Origin of the sequence: Modestobacter sp. L9-4 (assembly GCF_019112525.1) — a bacterium.
Taxonomy (GTDB): Bacteria; Actinomycetota; Actinomycetes; order Mycobacteriales; family Geodermatophilaceae; genus Modestobacter.
In genome coordinates this window covers 2,840,498-2,865,648 of sequence record NZ_CP077800.1, presented here as the reverse complement: position 1 = coordinate 2,865,648, position 25,151 = coordinate 2,840,498, and the positions used below count along the sequence as shown (strand labels likewise).

23 protein-coding genes are annotated in these 25,151 nt (G+C 74.7%); 5 read left to right on the top strand and 18 right to left on the bottom strand.

What is annotated here, in order from left to right; genetic code table 11:
* Positions 1-26: 26 nt before the first annotated feature.
* The 5 genes from rlmB to KUM42_RS13435 are packed head-to-tail and all read right to left on the bottom strand — an operon-like array spanning position 27 to position 4,108.
* Complete coding sequence (gene rlmB / locus KUM42_RS13455) at positions 27-995, bottom strand: 23S rRNA (guanosine(2251)-2'-O)-methyltransferase RlmB (protein WP_370629362.1); 969 nt, start codon at positions 993-995, stop codon at positions 27-29.
* Positions 995-2,395, bottom strand: coding sequence for a cysteine--tRNA ligase (cysS, locus tag KUM42_RS13450; RefSeq protein WP_237493040.1), 1,401 nt, complete (start codon positions 2,393-2,395; stop codon positions 995-997). Before cysS ends, rlmB begins: the two co-directional genes overlap by 1 nt.
* Positions 2,392-2,901, bottom strand: coding sequence for a 2-C-methyl-D-erythritol 2,4-cyclodiphosphate synthase (ispF, locus tag KUM42_RS13445; RefSeq protein ID WP_237493039.1), 510 nt, complete (start codon positions 2,899-2,901; stop codon positions 2,392-2,394). The genes cysS and ispF overlap by 4 nt, the downstream gene beginning before the upstream one ends.
* A complete protein-coding gene (ispD, locus tag KUM42_RS13440; protein WP_237493038.1) occupies positions 2,898-3,572 on the bottom strand; it encodes a 2-C-methyl-D-erythritol 4-phosphate cytidylyltransferase in 675 nt (224 codons plus the stop codon). The genes ispF and ispD overlap by 4 nt, the downstream gene beginning before the upstream one ends.
* Positions 3,573-3,625: 53 nt before the next feature.
* Positions 3,626-4,108 (bottom strand): CarD family transcriptional regulator, encoded by a 483-nt coding sequence (locus tag KUM42_RS13435; RefSeq protein WP_166753741.1) that lies wholly within the window; start codon positions 4,106-4,108, stop codon positions 3,626-3,628.
* A 130-nt stretch (positions 4,109-4,238) separates the two neighbouring features.
* Here KUM42_RS13435 and KUM42_RS13430 point away from each other — a divergent pair, with 130 nt between their 5' ends.
* A complete protein-coding gene (locus tag KUM42_RS13430; protein ID WP_237493037.1) occupies positions 4,239-5,099 on the top strand; it encodes a UbiA family prenyltransferase in 861 nt (286 codons plus the stop codon).
* Here the strand turns inward: KUM42_RS13430 and KUM42_RS13425 are convergent.
* Positions 5,096-6,661, bottom strand: a complete 1,566-nt coding sequence (locus tag KUM42_RS13425) for a cryptochrome/photolyase family protein (protein WP_237493036.1) — start codon at positions 6,659-6,661, stop codon at positions 5,096-5,098. The two genes, KUM42_RS13430 and KUM42_RS13425, sit on opposite strands and share 4 nt — an antisense overlap.
* Before the next feature lie 102 nt (positions 6,662-6,763).
* Between KUM42_RS13425 and KUM42_RS13420 the strand changes: the two genes are divergently transcribed.
* The 3 genes from KUM42_RS13420 (at position 6,764) to disA (ending at position 9,998) form a co-directional block, all read left to right on the top strand.
* Positions 6,764-7,354 carry a copper chaperone PCu(A)C gene (locus tag KUM42_RS13420; protein ID WP_237493035.1) on the top strand — a complete coding sequence of 197 codons (591 nt, stop codon included), beginning with the start codon at positions 6,764-6,766 and terminating at the stop codon, positions 7,352-7,354.
* Between the two features lie 79 nt (positions 7,355-7,433).
* Complete coding sequence (gene radA / locus KUM42_RS13415) at positions 7,434-8,801, top strand: DNA repair protein RadA (protein WP_237493034.1); 1,368 nt, start codon at positions 7,434-7,436, stop codon at positions 8,799-8,801.
* Between the two features lie 114 nt (positions 8,802-8,915).
* Entirely contained in the window at positions 8,916-9,998 is a 1,083-nt protein-coding gene (gene disA / locus KUM42_RS13410) for a DNA integrity scanning diadenylate cyclase DisA (RefSeq protein ID WP_237493033.1), read from the top strand.
* A gap of 46 nt (positions 9,999-10,044) precedes the next feature.
* Here disA and KUM42_RS13405 read toward each other — a convergent pair whose 3' ends face one another.
* Positions 10,045-10,749, bottom strand: coding sequence for a MucR family transcriptional regulator (locus KUM42_RS13405; protein ID WP_237493032.1), 705 nt, complete (start codon positions 10,747-10,749; stop codon positions 10,045-10,047).
* Between the two features lie 425 nt (positions 10,750-11,174).
* On the opposite strand from KUM42_RS13405, the gene KUM42_RS13400 reads away from it, so the two are divergent.
* Entirely contained in the window at positions 11,175-12,077 is a 903-nt protein-coding gene (locus KUM42_RS13400) for an A/G-specific adenine glycosylase (protein ID WP_237493031.1), read from the top strand.
* A gap of 18 nt (positions 12,078-12,095) precedes the next feature.
* Here the strand turns inward: KUM42_RS13400 and KUM42_RS13395 are convergent, their stop codons facing one another.
* From KUM42_RS13395 to KUM42_RS13345, 11 genes are all read right to left on the bottom strand, one after another.
* A complete protein-coding gene (locus KUM42_RS13395) occupies positions 12,096-12,314 on the bottom strand; it encodes a hypothetical protein (RefSeq protein WP_237493030.1) in 219 nt (72 codons plus the stop codon).
* Between the two features lie 97 nt (positions 12,315-12,411).
* Complete coding sequence (locus tag KUM42_RS13390; RefSeq protein ID WP_237493029.1) at positions 12,412-14,955, bottom strand: ATP-dependent Clp protease ATP-binding subunit; 2,544 nt, start codon at positions 14,953-14,955, stop codon at positions 12,412-12,414.
* A gap of 375 nt (positions 14,956-15,330) precedes the next feature.
* Positions 15,331-15,702 (bottom strand): Lsr2 family protein, encoded by a 372-nt coding sequence (locus KUM42_RS13385; protein ID WP_237493028.1) that lies wholly within the window; start codon positions 15,700-15,702, stop codon positions 15,331-15,333.
* Between the two features lie 139 nt (positions 15,703-15,841).
* Positions 15,842-17,371, bottom strand: coding sequence for a lysine--tRNA ligase (lysS, locus tag KUM42_RS13380; RefSeq protein WP_237493027.1), 1,530 nt, complete (start codon positions 17,369-17,371; stop codon positions 15,842-15,844).
* A gap of 10 nt (positions 17,372-17,381) precedes the next feature.
* Positions 17,382-18,194, bottom strand: coding sequence for a type III pantothenate kinase (locus KUM42_RS13375; RefSeq protein WP_237493026.1), 813 nt, complete (start codon positions 18,192-18,194; stop codon positions 17,382-17,384).
* A 3-nt stretch (positions 18,195-18,197) separates the two neighbouring features.
* Positions 18,198-19,154: a carboxylating nicotinate-nucleotide diphosphorylase gene (gene nadC, locus KUM42_RS13370; protein WP_237493025.1), complete on the bottom strand. Its 957-nt coding sequence runs from the start codon at positions 19,152-19,154 to the stop codon at positions 18,198-18,200.
* Entirely contained in the window at positions 19,151-20,797 is a 1,647-nt protein-coding gene (locus KUM42_RS13365; protein ID WP_237493024.1) for an L-aspartate oxidase, read from the bottom strand. Before KUM42_RS13365 ends, nadC begins: the two co-directional genes overlap by 4 nt.
* Positions 20,794-21,219 (bottom strand): aspartate 1-decarboxylase, encoded by a 426-nt coding sequence (panD, locus tag KUM42_RS13360; protein ID WP_237493023.1) that lies wholly within the window; start codon positions 21,217-21,219, stop codon positions 20,794-20,796. Before panD ends, KUM42_RS13365 begins: the two co-directional genes overlap by 4 nt.
* Positions 21,216-22,058: a pantoate--beta-alanine ligase gene (gene panC, locus KUM42_RS13355; RefSeq protein ID WP_237493022.1), complete on the bottom strand. Its 843-nt coding sequence runs from the start codon at positions 22,056-22,058 to the stop codon at positions 21,216-21,218. The genes panD and panC overlap by 4 nt, the downstream gene beginning before the upstream one ends.
* Positions 22,055-23,011, bottom strand: coding sequence for a Rossmann-like and DUF2520 domain-containing protein (locus KUM42_RS13350; RefSeq protein WP_237493021.1), 957 nt, complete (start codon positions 23,009-23,011; stop codon positions 22,055-22,057). The genes panC and KUM42_RS13350 overlap by 4 nt, the downstream gene beginning before the upstream one ends.
* Before the next feature lie 240 nt (positions 23,012-23,251).
* The gene (locus KUM42_RS13345; RefSeq protein WP_237493020.1) at positions 23,252-25,102 is read right to left on the bottom strand and encodes a DUF6779 domain-containing protein; all 1,851 of its coding nucleotides are present in this window, start codon (positions 25,100-25,102) and stop codon (positions 23,252-23,254) included.
* Positions 25,103-25,151: the final 49 nt, after the last annotated feature.

Below are 25,151 nucleotides of genomic sequence, written 5' to 3'. Positions count from 1 at the left end.
CCCAGCGGGGCGGCCGGGGACGCGGGCTACAGCGAGCGGCGGGCGGAGGCCGCGGCGAACAGGGCGATGCCGGCCGCGACGCTGACGTTCAGCGACTCGGTGTCCTTGGTGATCGGGATGGACAGCACCACGTCACAGCGCTCGCGGACCAGCCGCGACAGCCCGGCGCCCTCGGCGCCGACGACCAGCGCGATCGGGTCGGCGAAGCCGTCGTACTCGTGGATGCCCATCTCGCCGTCGGCGGCCAGGCCGACGGTCTGCAGGCCGGCGTCCTGGTAGGAGCCGAGCGCGCGGGCGAGGTTGACCGCCCGGGCGACCCGCAGCCGGGCCGCGGCACCGGCGCTGGTGCGCCAGGCCGAGCCGGTCATGCCCACCGCGCGGCGCTCCGGGACGACGAGGCCGTGCGCGTCGAAGGCCGCGGCCGACCGGATGATCGCCCCCAGGTTGCGGGGGTCGGTCACGCCGTCCAGGGCCACGAGCAGCGGCGGGCGGCCGGAGTCGCGGGCGATGTCGAGCAGGTCGTCGGGGTGCGCGTAGTCGTACGGCGGCACCATCAGGCCGATGCCCTGGTGCAGCGCGTGGTCGCTCATCCGGTCGAACTCGGCCTTGCCGACCTCGAGCAGCGGCAGCCCACGGTCGGCGGCCAGCTGCACGGACTCCGCGATCCGCTCGTCGGTGCCACCGCGGCTGGTGTCGCCGGTGACCACGTAGAGCGCGGTCGCCGGGATCTTGGCGCGCAGCGCCTCCAGGACGGGGTTGCGGCCCAGCAGCAGCTCGGGGGCCTCGGCGTTGCGCCGCTGCACCCGCTGCCGGTTGTCCTGGCGTGCCGCGGCGGCCTTGGCCGCCCGGTACGCCGGGTGGTGCGGTCGGTCGGTGGCCTTGGGGGTCGCACCCCTGCCGGCCAGAGAGCGCCGGTTCTTGCCGCCGGTCCCGGCGGTGGCGGTCTTCTTGCCCGCACCTTCCGAGCGGCCGCGTCGTTGGCTGTTGCCGGCCATCAGGAGAGCTCCCATCGTGTGCCCTGGGGTGTGTCCTCGACCTGCACGCCCAGGGCGCCGAGCTGGTCACGGATGGCATCGGCGGCCGCGTAGTCCTTGCGGGCGCGCGCCGCAGCACGCTGGTCCAGCGCGAGCTGGACCAGGCCGTCGGTGGCCTGCGCCAGGCGGCGGTCGCCACCGGCGTCGGCCCACTGCGGGTGGAGCGGGTCGAGCCCGAGGACGCCGAGCATGGCCCGGACGGAGCCCAGCGCTGCGGCCAGCCCCTCGCTGTCGTCGGCGGCCAGGGCGGTGTTGCCCCGGGTGACGACCTCGTGCACGACCGCGACGGCGGCCGGCGTGCTCAGGTCGTCGTCCAGCGCGGCGGTGAAGGCGGCCGGGAGCGTGAGCTCCCCGGCGTCCTCGCCGACGACCTCGGCCGCCCGTCGCACGAAGGACTCCAGCCGCTGGTAGGCGGTGGCGGCCTCGGCGAGCGCGGGCTCGCTGAACTCGATCATGGAGCGGTAGTGCGGGGCGACGAGGTAGTAGCGCAGCTCGACCGGACGCACCCGCTGGACGACCTCGTCGACCAGCAGGGTGTTGCCCAGCGACTTGCTCATCTTCTCCCCGCCCATGGTCACCCAGGCGTTGTGCAGCCAGTAGCGGGCGAACCCGTGCCCGGCGGCCTGGGACTGGGCGCGCTCGTTCTCGTGGTGCGGGAAGCGCAGGTCCAGCCCGCCGCCGTGCAGGTCGAACTCCGGGCCGAGGTACTTCTCGGCCATCGCCGAGCACTCGAGGTGCCAGCCCGGGCGGCCGCGGCCCCAGGGGGTGGCCCAGGAGGCGGTGGTGGGCTCGCCGTCCTTGACGCCCTTCCACAGCGCGAAGTCGCGCGGGTCGTGCTTGCGCTCGTCGGTCTCGGTGTCGGCGGCCGGCTGCAGCTCGCCGATCTTCTGCCCGGACAGCTCGCCGTACGCCGGGAACGAGCGGACGTCGAAGTACACGTCGCCGTCGACGGCGTAGGCGTGCCCGCGGTCGATGAGCGTCGCGATCAGCTCGACCATCTCCGGCACGTGCCCGGTCGCCCGCGGCTCGTAGGTGGGCGGCAGGGTGCCCAGCACGTCGTAGGCGCGGGTGGCGGCCCGCTCGTTCTCGTACGCCCAGGCCCACCACGGCTCACCGGCAGCGGCGGACTTGGCGAGGATCTTGTCGTCGACGTCGGTGACGTTGCGGACATAGGTGACCTCGTACCCGGTGGAGGTCAGCCAGCGGCGCAGCACGTCGAAGGCGATCGCGAAGCGCACGTGCCCGATGTGCGGCGGCCCCTGCACGGTCAGGCCGCAGACGTACATGGAGACCTGTCCTGCACGCAGGGGCGTGAAGTCACGCACGGCACGCGCGGCCGTGTCGTACAGGCGGAGGCTCACCGGCTCGATCCTACGGGCGTGTCGGTGGGTGTCCCGACCACGAGCGCGGTGGCCAGTGCCGCCCGCCCCTCGCCGCGGCCGGTGAGACCGAGGCCGTCGGTGGTGGTGGCGGTGACCGAGACCGGGGCGCCGAGCGCCGCGGACAGCACCGCCTCGGCCTCGGCCCGCCGCGGGCTGAGCTTCGGGCTGTTGCCCACCAGCTGGACGACGGCGTTGCCGACCTGCCAGCCGGCGGCGGTGAGCACCTCGCGGACGTGCTCGAGGACGGCGACCCCGCGGGCGCCGGCCCAGCGCGGGTCGTCGGTGCCCAGCAGCCCGCCGATGTCGCCCAGCCCGGCAGCGGACAGCACCGCGTCGGTGAGCGCGTGGGCGACGACGTCGCCGTCGGAGTGCCCGGCGCAGCCGTCGACCCCGGGCCACTCGAGGCCGGCCAGCCAGCAGGCACGGCCGGGCTCGATCGGGTGCACGTCGGTGCCCAGCCCGACCCGGGGCAGCGGCGCGGTCACACGACCTCCTGCGCGACCTGGAGCCCGGCGAGCGCGAGGTCGTGGGCCACGGTGATCTTCGCGGCGCGCTCGTCGCCGGCGACGGTGTGCACGGGGATGCCGGCGGCCCGGACGACGGAGGCGTCGTCCGTGAACTCGGCGGCGGCGCCGTGGGCGCGCCCGTACGCCTCGACCAGGGTGGCCCGGTCGAAGCCCTGCGGGGTCTGCACCCGGCGCAGCGGTGCCCGCGGCACGTCGGCGGTCACGACCCCGTCGGCGTCGACCACGACGGTTGTGTCGACGACGGGCAGCACCGGGACGACCGCGCGGGCGCCGGCGGCCAGGGCGGCGAGCACCCGGGCGACGACGGCGGGCGGGGTGAGCGGCCGGGCCGCGTCGTGGACCAGGACGACGTCGGCCTGCTCACGGGCGGCCGCCAGGGCCGCACGCACGGAGGCGGTCCGGGTGTCACCGCCGACCACGACGTGGACGTCGTCGGGCAGGACCGCGACGAACGCGGCCCGCTGCGGTGCCGGGACGGCGACGACGACCTCGGCCACCCCGCCGGCGCGCAGGGACTCCACCGCCCAGACGACGAGCGGCCGGCCGTCGAGCAGCACGAGGGCCTTCGGCAGTTCCGCCCCCAGACGCAGACCACTCCCGGCCGCTGCGACGATGCCGACAGCGTGCACGGGAGTGGTCTGGGGAGCGCTGGCGGGAAGACCAGCGCCCTGGTGCTCGGTGCTCAGGAAGCCAGGACCTCGTCGAGCAGGACCTCGGCCTTGTCCTCGTTCGTGCCCTCGGCGAGCGCGAGCTCGCTGACCAGGATCTGGCGCGCCTTGGAGAGCATGCGCTTCTCCCCGGCGGACAGGCCGCGGTCCTTGTCGCGACGCCACAGGTCACGCACGACCTCGGCGACCTTGTTCACGTCGCCGGAGGCCAGCTTCTCGAGGTTGGCCTTGTACCGACGCGACCAGTTGGTCGGCTCCTCGGTGTGCGGGGCACGCAGGACCTCGAAGACCTTGTTCAGCCCGTCCTGGCCGACGACGTCGCGGACGCCCACGATCTCGGCGTTGTCGGCGGGGACCCGCACCGTGAGGTCGCCCTGGGCGACCTTCAGCACGAGGTAGGACTTCTCGACGCCCTTGATGGTGCGCTGCTCGATCGCCTCGATGAGCGCCGCGCCGTGGTGCGGGTAGACAACGGTCTCGCCAACGGTGAAGCCCATGTGTGTGTGACCCCTTTCGCTCACCCCAGGTTACCACGGCAGAATGCCGTCCGGCTCGGCAGAGTCCGACAAAAGTGCTGGTCAGCGGCGTGATCGTGGCCGGTCGGGGGGTTGACAGGACGTGGTCGGTGTGCAGACGAACGGCACGACGGGACCTCCGGGAGCACCCCGGCGGGCTCTCGCACTCGCCCGCGCGACCCACCTCGAGCCCACGCTGGCCGTCACCACCGTCGCGGTGCTGCTGGCCCTCGCCGCCGGTGTCCCGGTGGGGCGCACGGTGCTGGTGGGAGCAGCCGTCCTCGCTGGTCAGGCCGCCATCGGGTGGTGCAACGACTGGCTGGACGCCGACCGGGACCGTGCCGTCGGACGCGCCGACAAACCCGTTGTGCAGGGCACCGTCTCGCCCTCCCAGCTGCGCGCCGGCGCCGTCCTGGCCGCCCTCGTGTCGGCGGTCGCCTCGCTCGCGCTGGGCGTCGTCCCGGGGCTGCTGCTGCTCGTGCTGGTGGCCAGCGGTCTGGTCTACGACGCCGGGCTCAAGCGCACCGCCCTGTCCCCGCTGCCCTACCTGACCGGCTTCGGCGCGCTGCCCGCCGGCGTCGTGGCGGCCGCACCGGGGAGCCCCGGCGCACCGTGGTGGCTGGTGGCCGCCGGTGCCGCCCTCGGCGGGGCGGCACACGTGGCCAACGTGGCGCCCGACGTCGCCGACGACCTCGCCACCGGGGTGCGCGGGCTCCCGCACCGCGTCGGCCCGGTGCCCTCGGCCGTCGCCGGTGCCCTGCTGCTCGGTGCCTCCGCGCTGCTGCTGGTGACCGGGCCGGCCGGCGGCCCCGGCGTCCGCGGCTGGCTGGCCTGCGCGGTCGCCGTCCCGGCGGTGGTCGTCGCGGCCCTGGCCGGCAGCCCGCGCGCCCGCCGGCTGGCCTTCCCGGCGGTCCTGCTGCTCACCGTGCTCGACGTCCTCCTGCTGCTGTCGAGCGGTTCGGCCCTGACCTAGGGGGCGTCGGTGCCGCGCCGGCGCTCCTGGTCGACGACGAGGTCGAGGTCCTTGAGCCGGGTCAGGCCGGTGAGCGGCTGGCGCATCCGGGAGTTGCCGGCGAGCCGTTCGCGGTTGCGCTCCAGGAACGCCCAGTAGCCGGCGGTGAACGGGCAGGCGTCCTCCCCCACCCGCTTCTTCGGGTCGTACCGGCAGCCGCCGCAGTAGTCGCTCATCCGGTCGATGTAGGCCCCGCCCGCGGCGTAGGGCTTGGTGGCCAGCACCCCGCCGTCGGCGTGCTGGCTCATCCCCACGACGTTGGCGACCATCACCCAGTCGTAGCCGTCGAGGAACATCCGGTGGAACCAGTCGGTGATGGCCAGCGGCTCGATGCCGCGCTGCAGCGCGTAGTTGCCCAGCACCATCAGCCGCGGGATGTGGTGCACCCAGCCGCGCTCGCGGACGTCGGAGAGCACCGAGGACAGGCAGTTGGCGTCCACGGCCTCGGCCTCCAGCTCGCCCATCCAGCCGGGCACCTCCTCGTGGGCGTCGAGGGCGTTGCCGTGCCGGTACTCGCGGCCCAGCTGCCAGTACAGGTGCCAGATCCAGTCCCGCCAGCCCATCACCTGGCGGACGAACCCCTCGACGGAGTTCAGCGGCAGCGGGTCGCCGGCGGCGACGGACTCCCGCCAGGCGGCGTCGGCGCGGTGCACGACGTCGGCGGGGTCGACCAGCCCGAGGTTCAGCGACACCGACATCATCGAGTGGGCCAGCCAGGGGTCCTGGCTGAGCATCGCGTCCTCGTGCGGCCCGAAGGCGCGCAGCCGGTGGGTGAGGAAGTCCTCGAGCCGCTCCTGGGTCTCGGCGTGCGTGACCGGGAACAGCCGGGGGCCGTCGGACCCCACGAAGGAGACGTCGCCGGCGGCCTCCCAGGCGTCGAGGTCGGCCCGCACCTGCGCGTCGATCTCGTCCTCCACCGGCATCCAGGGCGGTGGGACGTCGACCCGGCCGTCGGCCGGCGGGGGCTGCCGGTTGTCGTGGTCGAGGTTCCAGGTGCCCCCGGCGGGCTCCGCGCCGTCCATCAAGACGTCGTGCACGCGGCGGGCGACCCGGTAGAAGTCGTCCATCAGCAGCCGCTGCCGCCCCCGGCCGCCGGCCCAGCGGCGGAAGTCGGCCTGCCGGGTGACGAACCCGCGGGCCTCCAGCACGATCACCTCGGGACGGCGGAGGACGAAGTCACGGGCCGGCCAGGTGGTGGGCGCGCAGACCGACAGCGGCTCGTGCACCTCGTCGAGGGCCTCGGCGTAGGTGTCCGTCTGCAGGAACACGGCCTGGTCGCCGAGCTCGGCGGCCCGGTGCCGCAGCGCCGACAGCAGCACGTGGGCCTTCTGCCGGTGGAACCGCCGCCGCCGGAAGACGCCCTTGGACTCGATCAGCAGGACCGGCTGGTCCGGCGCGTCGAGGAAGTGCGGGCCCAGCTGGTCGGCGAACAGCCACCGCCGGGTGGTGGGCGCCTGAGCTGGGAACTCGCCCAGCGCAGGGTCCCCGTCACCGGGCATGCGGTCCTCGGTCCGTGCGGTCACGTCCCTCACCTCCAGCGGACATCCTCGGGTGCCCGTTACGATCTGCGCGACTCGTGCCGCTCCCGCCCGGAGCGACCGGTACGTCCTCTGGAGGTCGACGCTGTGAACCGCGCACCGCGCGCTGCTGCCATCGGTGCCCTGCTGCTCGCCCCCGTGGCGCTGTCGGCCTGCAGCGCCGGGCAGGTGACCCAGACGAGCACCCAGGAGCAGAACTTCGGCGGCCAGATGGACGTCGGCCCGCTGAACCTGCGCGCCCTCGAGCTGCCCTACCCGACCGGCGGCGTCTACCCCAGCGGCAGCGACGCCCGTCTGCTGGGCGCCGTGGTCAGCACCGCCGACGTCCCCGACACCCTCGTCGGGATCACCGGCCCGGACTTCACCGGTGTCGAGGTCGTCGACCCCACCGCCGCAGCGGCCGGCGCCGCCCCCTCCGCAGCGGTCTCGCTGCCCGTCCCGGCCGACGGCACGCTCTTCCTCGGCAACGGCCAGGGGCCCGCGGTCACCCTCGTCGGGCTGGCCGACGACGTGAGCGTGGGCCAGTACGTCGACGTGACGTTCAGCTTCACCAACTCCGGCGACGTCACCGTGCCCGTGCCGGTGGGCACCGCGACCCGCGACCTCCCCCGCGGCGAGGCCTTCGACTTCCACCCGGAGGTGGAGACGGACCAGCAGGGCGGCAGCAGCGCCCCGTGAGGTCCGGGGTGACCAGCACCTCGCCCGACCCGGCGTCCCGTCGCACGGAACTGTCGTACCCCCACGCCACCCTGACGGCGTGCCCCCCTCCGGTGTGAAGTCCCGCCCCGCCCACCGCTGCAGCGAGTGCGGCTACACCTCGGCCAAGTGGGTCGGACGCTGCCCCGAGTGCCAGGCCTGGGGCAGCGTCCAGGAGGTGGGCGCGGTCGGGTCCTCCCCGCTGCGCTCCGTGGCGGCCGGCCCGGTGACCTCCCGGGCCCGGCCGATCGGCCAGGTCGAGCTGGAGGGCGCCCAGGCGGTGCCCACCGGCATCCCCGAGTTCGACCGCGTGCTGGGCGGCGGCCTGGTGCCCGGCGCCGTGCTCCTGGTCGCCGGTGAGCCCGGCGTCGGCAAGTCCACCCTGCTGCTCGAGGTCGCCCACCGGGTCGCCGCGGCCAACGGGCCCACGCTGGTCGTCTCCGGTGAGGAGTCGGCCGCACAGGTCAGGCTGCGTGCCGAGCGCATCGGCGCGCTGCACGACGAGCTGTACCTGGCCGCGGAGACCGAGCTGTCCGCCGTCCTCGCCCACGTCGAGGACGTCAACCCGACCCTGCTGGTGCTCGACTCCGTGCAGACCGTGCGCTCCCCCGCCGTCGACGGCACCGACGGCGGCGCCACGCAGGTGCGCGCGGTGGCCAGCGCGCTCAGCGGGGTCGCCAGGGCCCGCAACATGACCACCATCCTCGTCGGCCACGTCACCAAGGACGGCGCGATCGCCGGCCCGCGGGCGCTGGAGCACCTGGTCGACGTGGTCATCTCCTTCGACGGCGAGCGGCACTCGACGCTGCGGCTGGTGCGGGCCACCAAGAACCGGTTCGGCCCGGCCGACGAGATCGGCTGCTTCGAGATCGGCGACGGCGGCGTGGTCGGCGTGCCCGACCCGTCCCACCTGTTCGTGTCCCGCCGGTCGGCGCCGGTGCCCGGCAGCTGCGTCACAGTGACCATGGAGGGCAGCCGCCCGCTGCTGGCCGAGGTTCAGGCCCTGGTGGCCACCTCCGGCGGCGGTGGGTCGCCGCGCCGGGCGGTGAGCGGGCTGGACTCCCAGCGGGTGGCGATGGTCAACGCCGTGGTCGAGCGGCGGGGTGGGGTCAAGCTCGCCGACGCCGACGTCTTCGCCGCCTCGGTGGGCGGCGTGCGCATCCTGGAGCCCGCCGCCGACCTCGCCCTGGCGCTGGCGATCGCCTCCGCGGCCAAGGACCGTCCGCTGCCCGGCGGCCTGGTGGCCATCGGCGAGGTCGGCCTGTCCGGGGAGATCCGCCGGGTCGGCGGTACCGCCCGGCGACTGGCCGAGGCGGCCCGGCAGGGCTATACCGCCGCCCTCGTCCCCGAGGACTCCGGCCCCGCGCCCAAGGGCATGCGGCTGATCGAGGTGGCCGACCTGGCCGGCGCGATCCACCGGCTCTGGTGAGCCTCCGCACCCGCGACCGACCCCCTGGTCAGCGGGTGCGGACGTGCGGTGATCGCCGACCCGCCCCGAACACGTAGAATCGGCCTCTGTACCGCCCGACCGTCAGGAGCGCTCGTGCCCCCCGCTGTGGACCCCGAGGCCGCGCTGCGGGAACTGCTCGGTCGGATCGCCCCCGGCACCGCCCTCCGGGACGGTCTGGAGCGGATCCTGGCCGGCCGTACCGGCGCGCTGATCGTGCTCGGCTACGACCGCGTGGTCGAGTCGCTGTGCACCGGCGGCTTCGCCCTGGACGTCGCACTGTCGGCGACCCGGCTGCGTGAGCTCGCCAAGATGGACGGCGCGGTGATCGTCTCCTACGACGGCAGCCGCATCGTGCGCGCCGGCGTGCACCTCATGCCCGACCCGACCATCCCCACCGAGGAGTCGGGCACCCGGCACCGCACCGCGGAGCGCGTCGCCCTGCAGACCGACTTCCCGGTGATCTCGGTCAGCCAGTCGATGCACATCATCTCCGTCTACGTGGCCGGGCGGCGCTACACCCTCGAGCACCCCACCACGATCCTCGCCCGCGCCAACCAGGCCCTCGCCGCACTCGAGCGCTACAAGCTCCGGCTCGACGAGGTGGCCAGCACGCTCTCGGCGCTGGAGATCGAGGACCTGGTGACGGTCCGGGACGCGATGAGCGTCAGCCAGCGGCTGGAGATGGTGCGCCGGATCGCCGACGAGATCGAGGGCTTCGTCGTCGAGCTGGGCACCGACGGTCGGCTGCTGGCGCTGCAGCTGGACGAGATGCTCGCCGGTGTCGAGGAGGACCGCGGCCTGCTCGTGCGCGACTACCTGCCCAGCGGCCGCCGCAACCGCACCGGCGAGGAGGTGCTCACCGACCTCCGCGCGCTGACCGCCACCGAGCTGCTGGACCTGTCCGCGGTCGCCCGCTGCTACGGCCTGCCCACCTCGCCCGACGCGCTGGACTCCCCGGTCAGCCCGCGTGGCTACCGGCTGCTGGCCCGGGTCCCCCGGCTGCCGGCCAGCATCATCGACCGCCTGGTCACCCACTTCGGCGGGCTGCAGAAGCTGCTGGCCGCCACCATCGAGGACCTGCTCGCCGTCGAGGGCGTCGGCGAGGCGCGGGCGCGCGGCATCCGTGAGGGCCTGTCCCGCCTCGCCGAGACCTCGATCCTCGACCGCTACAGCTGACGGCGCGAGGTCGGGGCGCCTCCGACCACGGCCCGCGCCGGGGGACTCAGCTGAGGGTGAAGGTGGCGTCCGGGCTGACCTCGGTGTCCAGCCGGCCGCGGAGCACGTAGCTGCCGGCGGGCGGGGTGGTGCGGCTGCCGGCGCACCCGGGGGCGCTGCTCAGCCCGCTCCACAGCACCGGGAACACCACGATCTCCCCCGGCTGGAGGGTGCGCTGCTCCGTCCGGCTCTCCGGGAAGCAGTCGTTGCTGCCCCACACGCGCTCGCCGGCCCCGTTCACCAGGATGACCTCCTGCAGCGGGGCGTCCACGGGCCGCACGCAGGCCACCGGCGAGGTGTTGGTGACCACCAGCTCGAACGTCGGCTTGCTGCCCACGGCGGCGACGGGCGGGTTCGGCCGCACCTCCACCGCGATCATGTCGTCGCTGCACGGGCCGCCGGGGACCGGCGCCGCCGGTTCGCTGGGCGCGGGCGCCGCGCTCGTCGCCGGGGCGCTGGACGGTGCCGGGGACGGCGCCGCGGTGGGCACCTGGACCGCGGCCAGTGAGGGCACCACCTGCTCCAGGCCCGGGGTGGCCCGCAGCGTGTCGCCGGCCGGTGCGGCGACCGGCGTGGGCGCCTCCGAGCCGCCGGTGACGACGGCGGTGCCGAGCCAGCCGCCCCCACCCAGGACGCCCAGGGTGCAGCCCAGCACCAGCAGACGCCGCCGCCAGTAGACGGCGGCGGGCAGTGGCCCGACCGGGTGCAGCACCCCGTGACGCTAACCGGCGGCCCGGAGCCCTCTGCGGACGCCACGCCACGACCACCGTCGCTCCGCCGCCTCGTCGCTCACGCCCGTGGACCGGTGCGGCGAGGCGTCACGATGCGTGCGGACGCCCACCGCCTCAAGCGACTCCCACCCGGACCACCCGGTGCTGCTGGACCAATCCCGGTGCCGCCAGGCCATCCGGTGCCGCCAGTCCATCCGATGCCGCCCGCCAGTCCGTCCGGTACTGCCCGGCCGCCCGGTACTAGCGGGCCGCCCGGTTCAGCGGGCCGCCCGGTGCCGCCAGGCCGTCCGGTGCCGCCAGGCCGCCCGGTGCCGCCAGGCCGCCCGGTGCCGCCAGGCCGCCCGGTGCCGCCTCCGGCGGTCACCCCTGCCCGGTCCCTCACGCCCGCCGAGCACACTGGACGCTCGTGAGCACCCTCCCCGCACCGCCCGCCCCCGCCCCGGGTGAACCGGTCGGCGAGGTGATCGTCGACTGGTACGCCGGCGCTGCGCGGGACCTGCCGTGGCGTGCCCCCGGCACCGACCCGTGGGCGGTGCTGGTCAGCGAGATCATGCTGCAGCAGACCCCGGTGGCCCGGGTGGAGCCCGTCTGGCGCGAGTGGCTGGCCCGCTGGCCCACCCCGGCGGCGATGGCGCAGGCGAGCCCGGCCGAGGTGATCCGCGCCTGGGGGAAGCTCGGCTACCCGCGCCGGGCACTGCGGCTGCGTGAGGCGGCCGTGGCCATCACCGAGCGGCACGGCGGCCTGGTGCCCGCCGAGGTCGACGAGCTCGAGGCGCTGCCGGGCATCGGCACGTACACGGCGCGGGCCGTCTCCTGCTTCGGGTACCACCGCCGCCAGCCGGTGGTGGACACGAACGTGCGCCGGGTCGTCGCGCGGCTGGTGCACGGGAAGGCCGAAGCCGCGCCGGCGCGCGCCGCCGACCTGGCCGACATCGCGGAGCTGGCCCCGGAGGACCACGACCGCGCGGTGCGCTTCTCGGTCGCCGTCATGGAGCTGGGCGCCCTGGTCTGCGTCGCCGGCACCCCGCGGTGCGGGGCCTGCCCGGTGCGCGACCGCTGCGCCTGGCGGCTGGCCGGGTCCCCGGCCCACGACGGCCCCCCGCGCCGGGTGCAGAAGTTCGCCGGCACCGACCGGCAGGTGCGCGGCCGGCTGCTGGACGTGCTGCGGGCGGCGTCCGAGCCGGTGCCGGCCGAGGCGCTGACGCCGGCCTGGGACGACGCCGTGCAGCGCTCCCGCTGCCTGGACTCGCTGCTGGTGGACGGGCTGGTCGCCCAGACCGAGGACGGCCGCTTCACCCTGCCCGCCTGACGTCGCCCGCGCGGCGACCTACGGGCGGGGCCCCGGCCGACGGGGTGGGGTGCGGTCCCGCAGGGTGAGCAGCGCGCCGGTCAGGCAGGCCACCACGGCCACGACCACGATCACCGGCTCCACCCAGCCGGGCCAGCCGCTCCCCCGCCGCACCGCCACGGTCGCGCCGATCATCGCGACCGCGATCAGCAGCCCGCCGTAGGCCGGCGTCCGCATCGGGTGGTCACCTCGGGCCATGTCGTCCTCCTGGATGTGCTCGACCGGGCCCCGGGACGACGAAGGCCGCCCCCCGCTCCGGAGAGCGGGAGGCGGCCTCGTCAGGACCTGCTGGGGATCACTCGGCGGCGAGGGCCTGCGGGCCGTCGTCGTCGCCGTCGGCGGCCGCGAGGGCCACCGGCGGGGTGTCGGGGAGGTCGACCGGCTTGGCCTCCGACCGGAAGGTGAACTTCGACAGCACCGTGTCGGCGTTCTCCTCCACGTCCACCACGATGATCTCGCCGGAGGCGATCTCGCCGTAGAGGATCTTCTCGCTCAGCGCGTCCTCGATCTCGCGCTGGATGGTCCGACGCAGCGGACGGGCACCCAGCACCGGGTCGAACCCACGGGCCGCCAGCAGCTTCTTCGCCGCCGGGGTGACCTCGAGCGACATGTCCTTGTTCGCCAGCTGCGTCTCGACCCGGTTGAGCATCAGGTCGACGATGTGGACGATCTCGTCCTCGGTCAGCTGGTGGAACACGACGATGTCGTCGATGCGGTTGAGGAACTCAGGCCGGAAGTGCTGCTTGAGCTCCTCGTTGACCTTGAGCTTCATCCGCTCGTAGTTGCTCGAGGAGTCGTTCCCGGACTGGAAGCCCAGGCCGACGGCCTTGGAGATGTCCCGGGTGCCGAGGTTGGTGGTCAGGATCAGGAGCGTGTTCTTGAAGTCCACGATCCGGCCCTGGCCGTCGGTGAGCCGACCGTCCTCGAGCACCTGCAGCAGCGTGTTGAAGACGTCGGCGTGCGCCTTCTCGATCTCGTCGAAGAGGACCACCGAGAACGGCTTGCGCCGCACCTTCTCGGTCAGCTGGCCACCCTCGTCGTAACCGACGTAGCCGGGAGGGGCACCCACGAGCCGCGACACGGTGAACTTGTCGTGGAACTCGCCCATGTCGATCTGGATGAGGGCGTCGTCCTCGCCGAAGAGGAACTGCGCGAGCGCCTTGGCCAGCTCGGTCTTACCGACACCCGAGGGGCCGGCGAAGATGAACGAGCCACCGGGACGACGGGGGTCCTTGAGGCCCGCCCGCGTGCGCCGGATCGCCTGGGAGACGCTCTTGATGGCCTCTTCCTGGCCGATGATCCGCTTGTGGAGCTCGTCCTCCATGCGGAGCAGCCGCGAGGTCTCCTCCTCGGTCAGCTTGAAGACCGGGATGCCCGTCCAGTTCGCCAGGACCTCGGCGATCTGCTCGTCGTCCACCTCGGCGACGACGTCCATGTCGCCGGCCTTCCAGGCCTTCTCGCGCTCGGACTTCTCGCCGAGCAGCTGCTTCTCCTTGTCGCGCAGGGAGGCGGCCTTCTCGAAGTCCTGGGCGTCGATCGCCGACTCCTTCTCGCGGCGGATGCCGGAGATGCGGTCGTCGAACTCGCGGAGGTCCGGCGGGGCGGTCATCCGCTTGATGCGCATCCGGGCGCCGGCCTCGTCGATCAGGTCGATCGCCTTGTCCGGGAGGAAGCGGTCGGAGATGTACCGGTCGGCCAGCGTCGCGGCAGCCACGAGCGCGCTGTCGGTGATGCTGATCCGGTGGTGCGCCTCGTAGCGGTCGCGCAGGCCCTTGAGGATCTCGATCGTGTGGGCGAGCGTGGGCTCCTCCACCTGGATCGGCTGGAAGCGGCGCTCGAGAGCGGCGTCCTTCTCCAGGTGCTTGCGGTACTCGTCGAGCGTGGTGGCACCGATGGTCTGCAGCTCACCACGGGCCAGCATCGGCTTGAGGATGCTCGCCGCGTCGATCGCGCCCTCGGCAGCACCGGCACCGACGAGGGTGTGGATCTCGTCGATGAACAGGATGATGTCGCCGCGGGTGCGGATCTCCTTGAGGACCTTCTTGAGCCGCTCCTCGAAGTCACCGCGGTAGCGGGAACCGGCGACGAGGGCACCGAGGTCGAGGGTGTAGAGCTGCTTGTCCTTCAGCGTCTCGGGCACCTCGCCCTTGACGATGGCCTGGGCCAGGCCCTCGACGGCGGCGGTCTTGCCGACACCGGGCTCGCCGATGAGGACGGGGTTGTTCTTGGTGCGGCGGGACAGCACCTGCATGACCCGCTCGATCTCCTTGGCCCGGCCGATGACCGGGTCGAGCTTGCCGTCGCGGGCGGCCTGGGTGAGGTTGCGGCCGAACTGGTCGAGGACCAGCGAGGTCGACGGGGTGCCCTCGGCAGGGCCGCCGGCAGCGGCGGGCTCCTTGCCCTGGTAGCCGGACAGCAGCTGGATGACCTGCTGGCGGACCCGGTTGAGGTCGGCGCCCAGCTTCACCAGGACCTGGGCGGCGACGCCCTCGCCCTCGCGGATCAGGCCGAGCAGGATGTGCTCGGTGCCGATGTAGTTGTGGCCGAGCTGCAGCGCCTCGCGCAGCGACAGCTCGAGGACCTTCTTGGCACGCGGGGTGAAGGGGATGTGACCGGACGGCGCCTGCTGGCCCTGCCCGATGATCTCCTCGACCTGCTGGCGCACGCCCTCCAGCGAGATGCCGAGGGACTCCAGCGCCTTGGCAGCGACGCCCTCACCCTCGTGGATCAGACCCAGGAGGATGTGCTCGGTGCCGATGTAGTTGTGGTTGAGCATCCGGGCCTCTTCTTGCGCCAGGACGACCACCCGGCGGGCTCGGTCGGTGAACCGTTCGAACATCTGCTGTTTCCCCTCTGACCGGCTGGACCTGCTGTGCTCGTGACCCCTGGCGGGTGCGGTGGACACCCGACGTGCGTCGGCGCGCTGGGCACCGGTCGTTCCACTGTAGTTCGCGCCACCGACTCACCGTCCAGACGAGGCCGTCGGGTGTGGTCGGGGGCTCGATGGGGACAACTGTCGTCCCACTGGGGGTGTTCCGCCGCTCCCGCGCCACCATTACGCCGTCAGCGGACGGCGAGGACCTCCGGACGCACGACGACCCGGTCCCTGGGAGGGGACCGGGTCGTCGAACGTGTGTCGCCGTCCAGCCGCTCAGAGGAAGGACCTCGTCCTCCTCACGACGCGCTCCGCACGCCGCGAGCCTCCGGACGAGGCCTAGTGCGCGGCCTCGTAGGCCTCGACGACGCTGCCGGGGATGCGGCCGCGGTCGCTGACCTCGTGGCCGTTCTTGCGGGCCCAGTCGCGGATGGCGCCGGCCTGCTCGCGGTCCATCCGGCCGCCGCCACCGGTGCCGGCAGCCCCGCCGGTCGCCTTGGAGCGGCCGGCACCCGATGCCCGGTTGCCGCGCCCGCTCACCTTGCGTGCGGCGTCGACGTACTTCGCGAACACGTCGCGCAGTTCTGCGGCGTTCTTGTCCGACAGGTCGATCTCGTACGTCGTGCCGTCGAGTGCAAAGGAGACCGTCTCGTCAGCAGCGATGCTGTCGTCGAGGTCGTCGCTCAGGATCACCTGGACCTTGCGTGCCATTCGTCTGCCCACTTCCGTTGCTGTGCGTTCGTGCACTGGTGCGATTGGCCCCCGTGTTCGCGGAGCCAGTGCACCACATTCCGGATGTGTTGTGCCAATTCCTCGGCGCACATCACAGGAATTCACCCGAGAGTGCAGGTCATTGGTGGAGCGGACGCACCAATGGGAACAGGATCGTCTCCCGGATGCCGAGTCCGGTGAGCGTCATCATCAACCGGTCGATGCCGATGCCGACCCCGGCGGTCGGCGGCATGCCGTACTCGAGGGCCTCCAGGAAGTCCTCGTCCAGCGCCATCGCCTCGGCGTCGCCGGCCGCGCCGAGCAGCGACTGCTGGGTGAGCCGCTCACGCTGGACCACCGGGTCGACGAGCTCGGAGTAGCCGGTGCCGCGCTCGATCCCGCCGATGTAGAGGTCCCACTTCTCCGCCACACCCGGGTCGGTGCGGTGGGCGCGGGTGAGCGGTGAGGTGTCGACCGGGTAGTCGATGACGAACGTCGGCGCCTGCAGCGTGTGCTGGACCAGCGCCTCGAACAGCTCCTCGACGAGCTTGCCGGGCAGCCAGGCGGGGTCGACGCCGATCTCGTGCGCCTCGGCGAGCTCGCGCAGCCGCTCGATCGGCGTCTGCGGGGTGACCTGCTCCCCGACCGCTTCCGAGACGACCGAGTACAGCTTGACCTGCGGCCATTCCCCGGACAGGTCGATCTCGGTGCCGTCGTGGTGCCGGGCGACCTGGTCACCGAACAACGCCGCACAGCATTCCTGGATGAGCTCGCGGGTGATCCGGGCACCGTCGGAGTAATCGCCGTAGGCGGCGTAGAACTCCAGCATCGCGAACTCCGGCGAGTGCGAGGAGTCCGCACCCTCGTTCCGGAAGTTGCGGTTGATCTCGAACACGCGGTCGAGTCCACCGACGATGCAGCGCTTGAGGAACAACTCGGGGGCGATGCGCAGGTAGAGGTCGAGGTCGAAGGCGTTCATGTGCGTCCGGAAAGGACGCGCGGTGGCGCCACCGTGCACGTTCTGCAGCATCGGCGTCTCGACCTCGAGGAAGTCCCGCGCGGTGAGCCCGGCGCGCAGCGCGGTCATCACCGCGGCGCGCTGGCGCACGGTGCGCCGGGCCTCGTCGCGGACGATGAGGTCGACGTAGCGGCGGCGGACCCGCAGCTCCTCGCTCATCGGCTTGTGCGCCACGGGCAGCGGGCGCAGCGACTTCGACGTCATCTCCCAGGCGTCGGCGAAGACCGACAGCTCGCCGCGCCGCGACGTCCCGACCTCGCCGGTCACCAGCACGTGGTCACCCAGGTCGACGTCGGACTTCCAGGCGGCCAGCGCCTCGGGGCCGACCCGGTCGACCGAGAGCATGACCTGCAGCTCGGTGTCGCCCTCGCGCAGCGTCGCGAAGCAGAGCTTGCCGGTGTTGCGGGAGAAGATGACCCGGCCGGTGACGCCGACCTGCTCACCGGTCATGGTGTCCGGCTCGAGGTCGGGGTGGCCGGCGCGGACCTCGGCCAGCGAGGTGGTGCGGGCAACGGTGACCGGGTAGGGGTCGATGCCCGACTCGCGCATCCGGTCCAGCTTGGCCCGGCGGACCCGCAGCTGCTCGGGCAGCTCGTCGTCGGGGGCGCTGGGGTTGGGGCTCTCGTCGGACGGGACCGCTTCCTGACTCACGGGCCTCAGACTACGGGCGCCGGGACGCCGCCCCGCCACCGCTGGCCTGATCGCGGGCGAACGCCAGACGCAGGCCGTGCACGGTGAGATCGGGCTCACGGACCCCGATCGAGGTGCAGCTGTCGGCCACCAGCGGGTGCAGGCCGCCCGTGGCGACGACCACCGGCTCGACGCCGAACTGGGCGACCAGCTCGGCGGCGATCCGGCCCACCAGCCCGTCGACCAGGCCGGCGAAGCCCAGCACCAGCCCGGACTGCAGCGCGGTGACGGTGTTCTTGCCGATCGCGTGCGGCGGCACCCGCAGCTCCACCGAGCGCAGCTGGGCGGCGCGGGAGGCCAGCGCGTCCAGGCTGACCTCGACCCCGGGGGCCAGCGCGCCGCCGAGGAACTGCCCGTCCGGGCCGACGGCGTCGACGTTGGTGGACGTGCCGAAGTCCACGACCACCACCGGACGCCGGCTGCCGTCGGGGGCGGTGCCGAACAGCTCGTGCGCGGCCAGCGCGGTGACCACCCGGTCGGCACCCACCTCGCGGGGGTTGTCGACGTGCAGCGGCACCCCGGTGCGCACGCCGGGCCCGATCAGGGTCACCGGGACGGCGAGGGAGCCCAGCAGCTCGCGCAGCGCCGGCAGGAGCGCGGGGACCGTGGAGCAGGCCGCGACCCCGGTCAGCTCGGTGCCGTCCAGCAGCCCGCGCCACAGCAAGCGCAGCTCGTCGGCGGTGGACCGGGCCCGGGTGGTGACCCGCCAGCCGTCGACCCGCCGCTCGCCGTCGAAGGTGGCCAGCACCGTCTGGCTGTTGCCGACGTCGACGGCGAGCAGCACCGCTCAGCCCACCCGCAGGTCGAGGGCCAGGTCCAGGATCGGCGAGGAGTGGGTCAGCGCACCCACGGACAGGAAGTCGACGCCGGTCTCGGCGTACTCCCGGGCCACGGCCAGGGTCAGTCCACCGGTGGCCTCCAGCTCGACGTCGCGGTCGCCCACGACCGCCACGGCCTGCCGCAGCTGGTCGGGGGTCATGTTGTCCAGCAGCAGGAAGTCCGCGCCCGCCTCGACGGCCTCGGAGACCTGCGCGACGGTGTCGCACTCGACCTGCACCGGGACCCGTGGCGCGCGCTCGCGGACCAGCGCGACGGCCGCGGCCACCGAGCCGGCCGCGGTGACGTGGTTGTCCTTGACCATCGCGACGTCGTAGAGGCCCATCCGCTTGTTCGCCCCGCCGCCGCAGCGCACCGCGTACTTCTCCAGCGGGCGCAGGCCCGGCGTGGTCTTGCGGGTGTCCAGGACGGTGGCCCCCGTGCCGGCGATCGCGTCGGCCCAGGCCCGGGTGTGCGTGGCGATGCCGCTGGCCCGGCTGGCGATGTTCAGCGCGCTGCGCTCGGCGGCCAGCAGCGCCCGCACCGGCCCGCGCACGGTCAGCAGCACGTCGCCGCGCCGCACCCGGTCACCGTCGGCGGCCGAGGCGGTGATCGTGGCGCCCGGGGCGAGCCGGGCGAAGACCCGGGCGGCCACCGGGAGGCCGGCGACCACGCCGTCGGCCCGGGCGACCAGGTCCGCCGTCCCGAACTGGGTGCCGGGCACGGTGGCGGCGCTGGTGACGTCGTAGCCGACCGCGACGTCGGGCGCGCTGGGCAGCGGCGGGCCGCCGGTGAGGTCCTCGGTGAGGGTGCGCTCGACCAGCTCGTCGACCCAGGCCGCGCTCAGCCCGGTGCCGGTCAGGTCGGTGGGGTGGCTGGTCACGCCGTCCATCCTGCCGGTCACCGCTCCCCCGTCCCCGTCGGTCACCACTGCACCTCGACCGGACGGCCGACCCGGCGACGGGCCAGGGTGACTCCCCCGTCGTCGTCCAGCCGGACGTCGAGGTGCACCCGCCACGCGTCCTCGGCGTCGGGGTGGTCCTCGCGCCAGTGGCAGCCGCGGGTCTCCTCGCGGGCGGCCGCTGCGGCGGTGATCGCGGTGGCCACGGTGAGCAGGTCGGTGGCCTCCCACCCGGGCACACCGGGGACGGCGGTGGTGCGCTGCTGGAGGGCGGTGAGCTCCCCGGCCGCCGCGGCCAGGCCCGCTCCGGTGCGCAGCGCGCCGACCCGCGCGGACATCGTGGCCGTGAGCGGACCGCGGGCCGCGGCGTCGACCAGCCCCTGGGGGCGGGGGTCGACCGGGGCGGGGGCGGCGGGCACGGGCAGCTCGCGGGCGAGCGCCTCGCCGATCCGGCCGGCGAACACCAGCCCCTCGAGCAGCGAGTTCGACGCCAGCCGGTTGGCCCCGTGGACGCCGGTGCAGGCGACCTCGCCGCAGGCGTAGAGCCCGGGGACGGTGGTGCGCCCGGACAGGTCGGTGGCCAGCCCGCCCGAGGCGTAGTGCGCGGCGGGGGTGACCGGCACGAGCTCGGTGACCGGGTCGACGCCGGCCTCCCGGCAGCGGGCCACGATGGTCGGGAACCGCTCGGCCAGGCCCGGGATGCCGCGGGCGTCGAGCCACACGTGGTCGACGCCGTCGCGCAGCTGCACCCGGGTGATCGCCTTGGCCACGACGTCGCGCGGGGCCAGCTCGGCCAGCTCGTGCGCGCCGACCATGAACCGCTCCCCCGCGCCGTCGCGCAGCACGGCCCCCTCGCCGCGCAGCGCCTCGGACACCAGCGGCTGCTGGCCGCGGGAGTCCGGGCCCAGGTAGAGCGCGGTGGGGTGGAACTGGACGAACTCCAGGTCGGTGGCGACCGCGCCGGCCCGCAGACCCAGTGCGACGCCGTCCCCGGTGGAGACCGAGGGGTTGGTGGTGGCGGCGTAGACCTGCCCCATGCCGCCGGTGGCCAGCACGACCGCGCGGGCGCGCACGGCCCCGACGCCGTCGGCGCTGCCCTCGCCGAGCACGTGCAGGGTGACCCCCGCGGCGCGGCCCTCGACGTCGGTGAGCAGGTCGAGCACCATCGCGTGCTCGACCAGGGTGATGCCCGGGTCGGCGGCGACGGCGTCGTGCAGCGCGCGCTGCACCTCCGCGCCGGTGGCGTCGCCGCCGGCGTGCACGATCCGGTCGGTGGAGTGCCCGCCCTCGCGGGTGAGCAGCAGGTGGCCGGCGCCGTCGCGGTCGAAGGCCGCGCCCCAGCTGATCAGCTGGTGCAGCCGCTCCGGCCCCTCGGTGACCAGCGCGCGCACGGCGTCGGCGTCGCAGAGCCCGACGCCGGCGACCTCGGTGTCCCGGGCGTGCGCGCCGGGGGTGTCGGTCGCGGACAGCACGGCGGCGATCCCGCCCTGCGCCCAGCGGGTCGAGCCGTCGTCCACCTCGACCTTGGTGACGACGGCGACCGACAGCCCGGCGGCGCGGGCGTGCAGCGCCACGCACAGCCCGGCCACCCCGGAGCCGACCACGCAGACGTCGGCGGTGAGCTCCCAGCCGGGCTCGGGGGCGCTCAGCCGCGACGGCAGACCGGTCATCGGACCGGTACGCCCTGGGGGCTGCGCTGCTGGTCGGCAGCACCCGGCACCGGGGCCGAGGGGTCCGCACCCAGCTCGACGACCCGGTTGGCGGCGTCGACGTGCACCACGCGCGGCAGGTACGACTTGGCCTCGGTCTCGTCCATGAGGCCGTAGGTGATCAGGATGACCAGGTCACCGGGGTGCACCAGGTGCGCGGCGGCACCGTTGATGCCCAGCACGCCGCTGCCGCGCTCGCCGGGGATCACGTAGGTCTCCAGCCGGGCGCCGTTGGTCACGTCGACGATGGCCACCTGCTCGCCGGCCAGCAGGTCCGCGGCGTCCATCAGGTCCTCGTCGACGGTCACCGAGCCGACGTAGTGCAGGTCGGCCTGGGTCACCGTGGCCCGGTGGATCTTGCTCTTGAGCATGGTGCGCATCATCGGGGGCTCCCCAGGGTCACAGCGGTGTTGTCGATCAGTCGGGTGCTGCCGGCGCGGGCGGCGACCAGCAGGCGGGCGGGTCCGGCGGCCGGGGGCGGGCCCAGCTCCGGGTCGGTGAGCTCCAGGTAGTCCGGCACCAGCTCGGGTGCTCCGGCGAGCACCGCCCGGGCGGCGGGCAGGACGGCGTCGGCGCCACGCGACCCGGCCTCCGCCCCGGCGCGCAGCGCCGCGGACAACGCCGCGGCGGTCGCCCGCTGTTCCGCGGAGAGGTACCGGTTGCGGCTGGACAGCGCCAGGCCGTCGTCCTCCCGGACAGTGGGGACGCCGACGACGTCCACGCCCAGCGCCAGTTCGTGGGCCATGGCCCGGATGAGGGTCAGCTGCTGGTAGTCCTTCTCGCCGAAGACGGCCACGTCGGGGCGCACCAGGCCGAACAGCTTCGCGACCACGGTGAGCACGCCGGCGAAGTGGCCGGGCCGGACGGCGCCCTCGAGGACGTCGCCCAGCGGGCCGGGGTGCACGGAGACCCCGACCGCGCCCGGCGGGTAGACCTCCTCGACGGGCGGGTGGAAGACCAGGTCGGCGCCCTCGGCGGCCAGCGCGGCGAGGTCGGCGTCCCAGGTCCGCGGGTAGCGGTCGAAGTCCTCCCCCGGCGCGAACTGGGTGGGGTTGACGAAGACCGAGACGACGACGCTGCCGCCGCGCTCGCGGGCGGCGCGCACGAGGGTGCGGTGCCCCTCGTGCAGCGCGCCCATGGTCGGCACGAGCACCACCGGCGCGGGCAGCGCGGCCCGCAGCCGGCGCAGCTCGGCGGTGGTCTCGGCGACGGCGATCGTCATCGGGCGGCCTCCTCGGCGCGCAGCAGGTCCAGCAGCGGGGCGCCCTCGTGCGGCCGCAGGCGCCCGGCCGCCAGGGCGCGCTCGGTGGTGCGCCGGGCCAGCGCGACGTAGGCGTCGACGGCGTCCGGTGCCCGCTCGCCGAGGGTCTGCAGGTGCGCGGCGACCGTGCCCACGTCGCCGCGGCTGACCGGACCGGTGAGCGCGCGGTCGCCGCCGCGCAGCGCGCCGTCGAGCGCCGCGGTGAGCAGCGGGGTGAGGACCCGGGCGGGCTCCTCGACGCCGGCGGTACGCAGCAGGTCGGCGGCCTCGGCGACCAGGGTGACCAGGTGGTTGGCGCCGCTGGCCAGCGCCGCGTGGTACAGCCCGCGGTCGGCCTCGGCGACCCACCAGGGCTCGCCGCCCATCTCCAGCACGAGGGCCTCGGCGACCGGGCGGTGCTCGGGCCGGCTGGTCACCCCGAACGGGGCGGCGAGCAGCCGGTGCACGTCCTCGGGGGCGCCGGTGAAGGTCATCGCCGGGTGCAGGGCCAGGGGCAGCACACCGGCGTCCTCGGCCGGGGCGAGCACGGCCAGCCCGGCGGCACCGGAGGTGTGGAAGGCCAACTGGCCGAGGCGCCAGGCCCCGGTCCCGGCCAGGCCGGCGACCAGGCCGGCGAGGGTGTCGTCGGGGACGGCGAGCACGACGAGGTCGCCGGCGGCCACGACCTCCTCGGCGGGCACCAGCGGCACACCGGGCAGCAGCCGGGCGGCGCGGGCACGCGAGGCGGCGGACAGGCCCGCGGCCGCGACCACCTCGTGACCGGCGGCGGCGAGGGCGGCGCCCAGCACGGCGCCCACCCGGCCGGCGCCGATGACGCCCACGCGCAGGCGGGCGGGGGCCCGGCCGGCAGGGGGCAGGCCTGCGGCGGGCACGGCGGAGGGCGCAGCGGCGGCCGCGCGGGGACCGACGGTCATCCCGGTGCACCTCTCGTTCCAGTCCCGTGCGGGTACCGGACTCAGGTCGCGTCGGCCCACGTCGTCGTGGACCGCTGGGTGGTGCAGGTCGAGCTGGTGCTCGTCGAGCGACGGGGGCACGTGCTGCGACCACCCGGAGCGGGTGTGTCACGCGCGTGACCCGTCTGAGGCGAGTGTGTTACCGGGCGCGCGCAGCGGCAACGCCCGACCGGTGTGTGCTGGGTCACCGGCCGTGCCGGGTCAGTCGCGGCCGAGCACCCGGGCCAGGACGTCGTCCCCGTCGTCCTGCCCCTCCTCGCGGTAGCGGCGCCGCCCCGACCGGCCGCCGCTGGGGGCGGCGAGGCCGCTCTCGGCCAGGATCTGCTCGAGCCGGGCGTGGCCGGCGTGCTCCGGCGGTGCGCCGGCCGGCTGGTGGGTGGGACCGCCGTCGTCCGGCCCGTCCTCGTCGGGGGCCGCGGAACCGTCCCGGGTGGCCGTGCTTCCGATCGTCAGGGGGTCCCTGTCCAGCCACGACGGCGGCTCGTGGGACCCGTTCCCGTACGACTCGGTCCCCCGGTCCTCGGCGGGAGCGCTGTCGTAGGAGGGGCTCGGGTAGGCGGTGCTCCCGTACGACGGGCTCGCGTACGACGGGCTCGGGTAGGACGGGGAGTCGTTCGAGAAGCCCCCGAACGACGGGTTCGCGAGGGCTGTCGGGTCCTCGGGGCCCTCCTGGGACGGGCTCACGTACGACGGGCTCTCGTACGGAGAGCTCTCGTAGGACGGGGACCCGTACGACGACCCACCGGACGCGGGGTCGGAGGACGACGACCCGGACGACGGTGCGGCGTGGGACGGGACGTCGGTGTCGGCCGGCTCGTCCGGGGTCGTGCCGCGCAGCCGGTCGGTCCAGGAGACGTGGTCGTCGTCGGGCTCGGCTGCCCGGCGGTGCCGCCGCGGGGCGTCCGGCGCCGGCGACCGACCGGTCGCCGCCGAGCCGTCGGGGTCCTCGGTGACCGGCAGCTCGCCGGTCGCGTCCCCGGTGCCGACCAGCGACTGCTCGTCCAGCCACTCGCGCGGTGACCGGGGACTCGGCTCGACCCACGGCCCGACCAGCGACTCCCCCACCAGCCACTCCACCGGGGAGGGCGGGCGGTGGCGGGACACCTGCTCCTCGTCGACCACGGCGAAGGTGCGGGTCGGCTCGGCGGGCGGCGGCGCGGTGGGCGGACGGGGCTCGGCGTCGTCCGCGGCCGGGTCGGCGTCGACCCGGGTGGCCCGGGAGTCGACGTCCCAGCCGCCGGCCCGCGGCTCCGGCTCGGCCGACCAGTCGGGCGTGCCCTCGAGCGTGCGGCCGGCGAACCCCTCGACGGCCGGGGCAGGACCGTTCTGGGCGGGGCCGCGCACCGACTGCGCGCGCATCACCATCCGCTCGACGAGCACCTCGCCGGACAGCTGCTCGACGCCCTCGGGGTGCAGTCGTCCCAGCTCCGCCCGCAGGTCGCCGACACCGGTGAGCTGGGCGCGCAGCTGGGCCAGGGCGGCGAGCTCCCCTCGCAGCTCGGCCAGGTCGGTCAGCTGTGCCGAGAGCCGGCCGACCGCGGCGAGGTCGTCCTGGAGCCGGCCCAGGCCGCTGAGCTGGGAGCGCAGCTGCTGCAGCTCACCGCGCATCGACTCCTCGGACTCCCGGCGCAGGCGGCCCTCCAGCTCGGCCTCGTGGGCGTGCCGGGCGGTGACCTCGCGCTCGAGCTCGAGCTCGTAGGCGGCCCGCAGCTCGGCCTCCCGGGCCGCGGCGTCGCCCTCGTCACCGCCGCGGCCGCTGCTCAGGAAGGCGGCGAGGACGAAGGCCCAGCAGACGGCGAGCAGCACGATCCGCAGCACCAGCGGGTTATCGGTGACGACGACCGCCGCGGTGGCGACGGCGGCCAGCACCAGCCCGACGGCCAGCCACGCCTTCCGGGCCCTGCCGGACGGCTGGTCGGCCCGGGGCAGGCGGGCGGCGCGGGGCTGCTGGGCCGGGCGCGGCACCGGACCCGGGCGGCGTGGGGCCGGGCGCGGGGGCACTGCGGGCAGCGCGCCACGGGCCGGAGCGTCGTCGTCCCGGCGACCTCCCATGCCGTCACTCTACGGGCTGGAGAGGTCTCGGCGAGTGGTCGGCGGCCGT

Bases quoted from the DNA above. Each gene is read 5' to 3' on its own strand.
- rlmB (WP_370629362.1), bottom strand. From the start codon at position 995: ATGGCCGGCAACAGCCAACGACGCGGCCGCTCGGAAGGTGCGGGCAAG.
- panC (WP_237493022.1), bottom strand. From the start codon at position 22,058: ATGACGATCGCCGTCGCCGAGACCACCGCCGAGCTGCGCCGGCTGCGG.
- panD (WP_237493023.1), bottom strand. From the start codon at position 21,219: ATGATGCGCACCATGCTCAAGAGCAAGATCCACCGGGCCACGGTGACC.
- KUM42_RS13385 (WP_237493028.1), bottom strand. From the start codon at position 15,702: ATGGCACGCAAGGTCCAGGTGATCCTGAGCGACGACCTCGACGACAGC.
- KUM42_RS13365 (WP_237493024.1), bottom strand. From the start codon at position 20,797: ATGACCGGTCTGCCGTCGCGGCTGAGCGCCCCCGAGCCCGGCTGGGAG.
- KUM42_RS13395 (WP_237493030.1), bottom strand. From the start codon at position 12,314: ATGGCCCGAGGTGACCACCCGATGCGGACGCCGGCCTACGGCGGGCTG.
- KUM42_RS13350 (WP_237493021.1), bottom strand. From the start codon at position 23,011: ATGACCGTCGGTCCCCGCGCGGCCGCCGCTGCGCCCTCCGCCGTGCCC.
- KUM42_RS13390 (WP_237493029.1), bottom strand. From the start codon at position 14,955: ATGTTCGAACGGTTCACCGACCGAGCCCGCCGGGTGGTCGTCCTGGCG.
- KUM42_RS13345 (WP_237493020.1), bottom strand. From the start codon at position 25,102: ATGGGAGGTCGCCGGGACGACGACGCTCCGGCCCGTGGCGCGCTGCCC.
- KUM42_RS13435 (WP_166753741.1), bottom strand. From the start codon at position 4,108: ATGGGCTTCACCGTTGGCGAGACCGTTGTCTACCCGCACCACGGCGCG.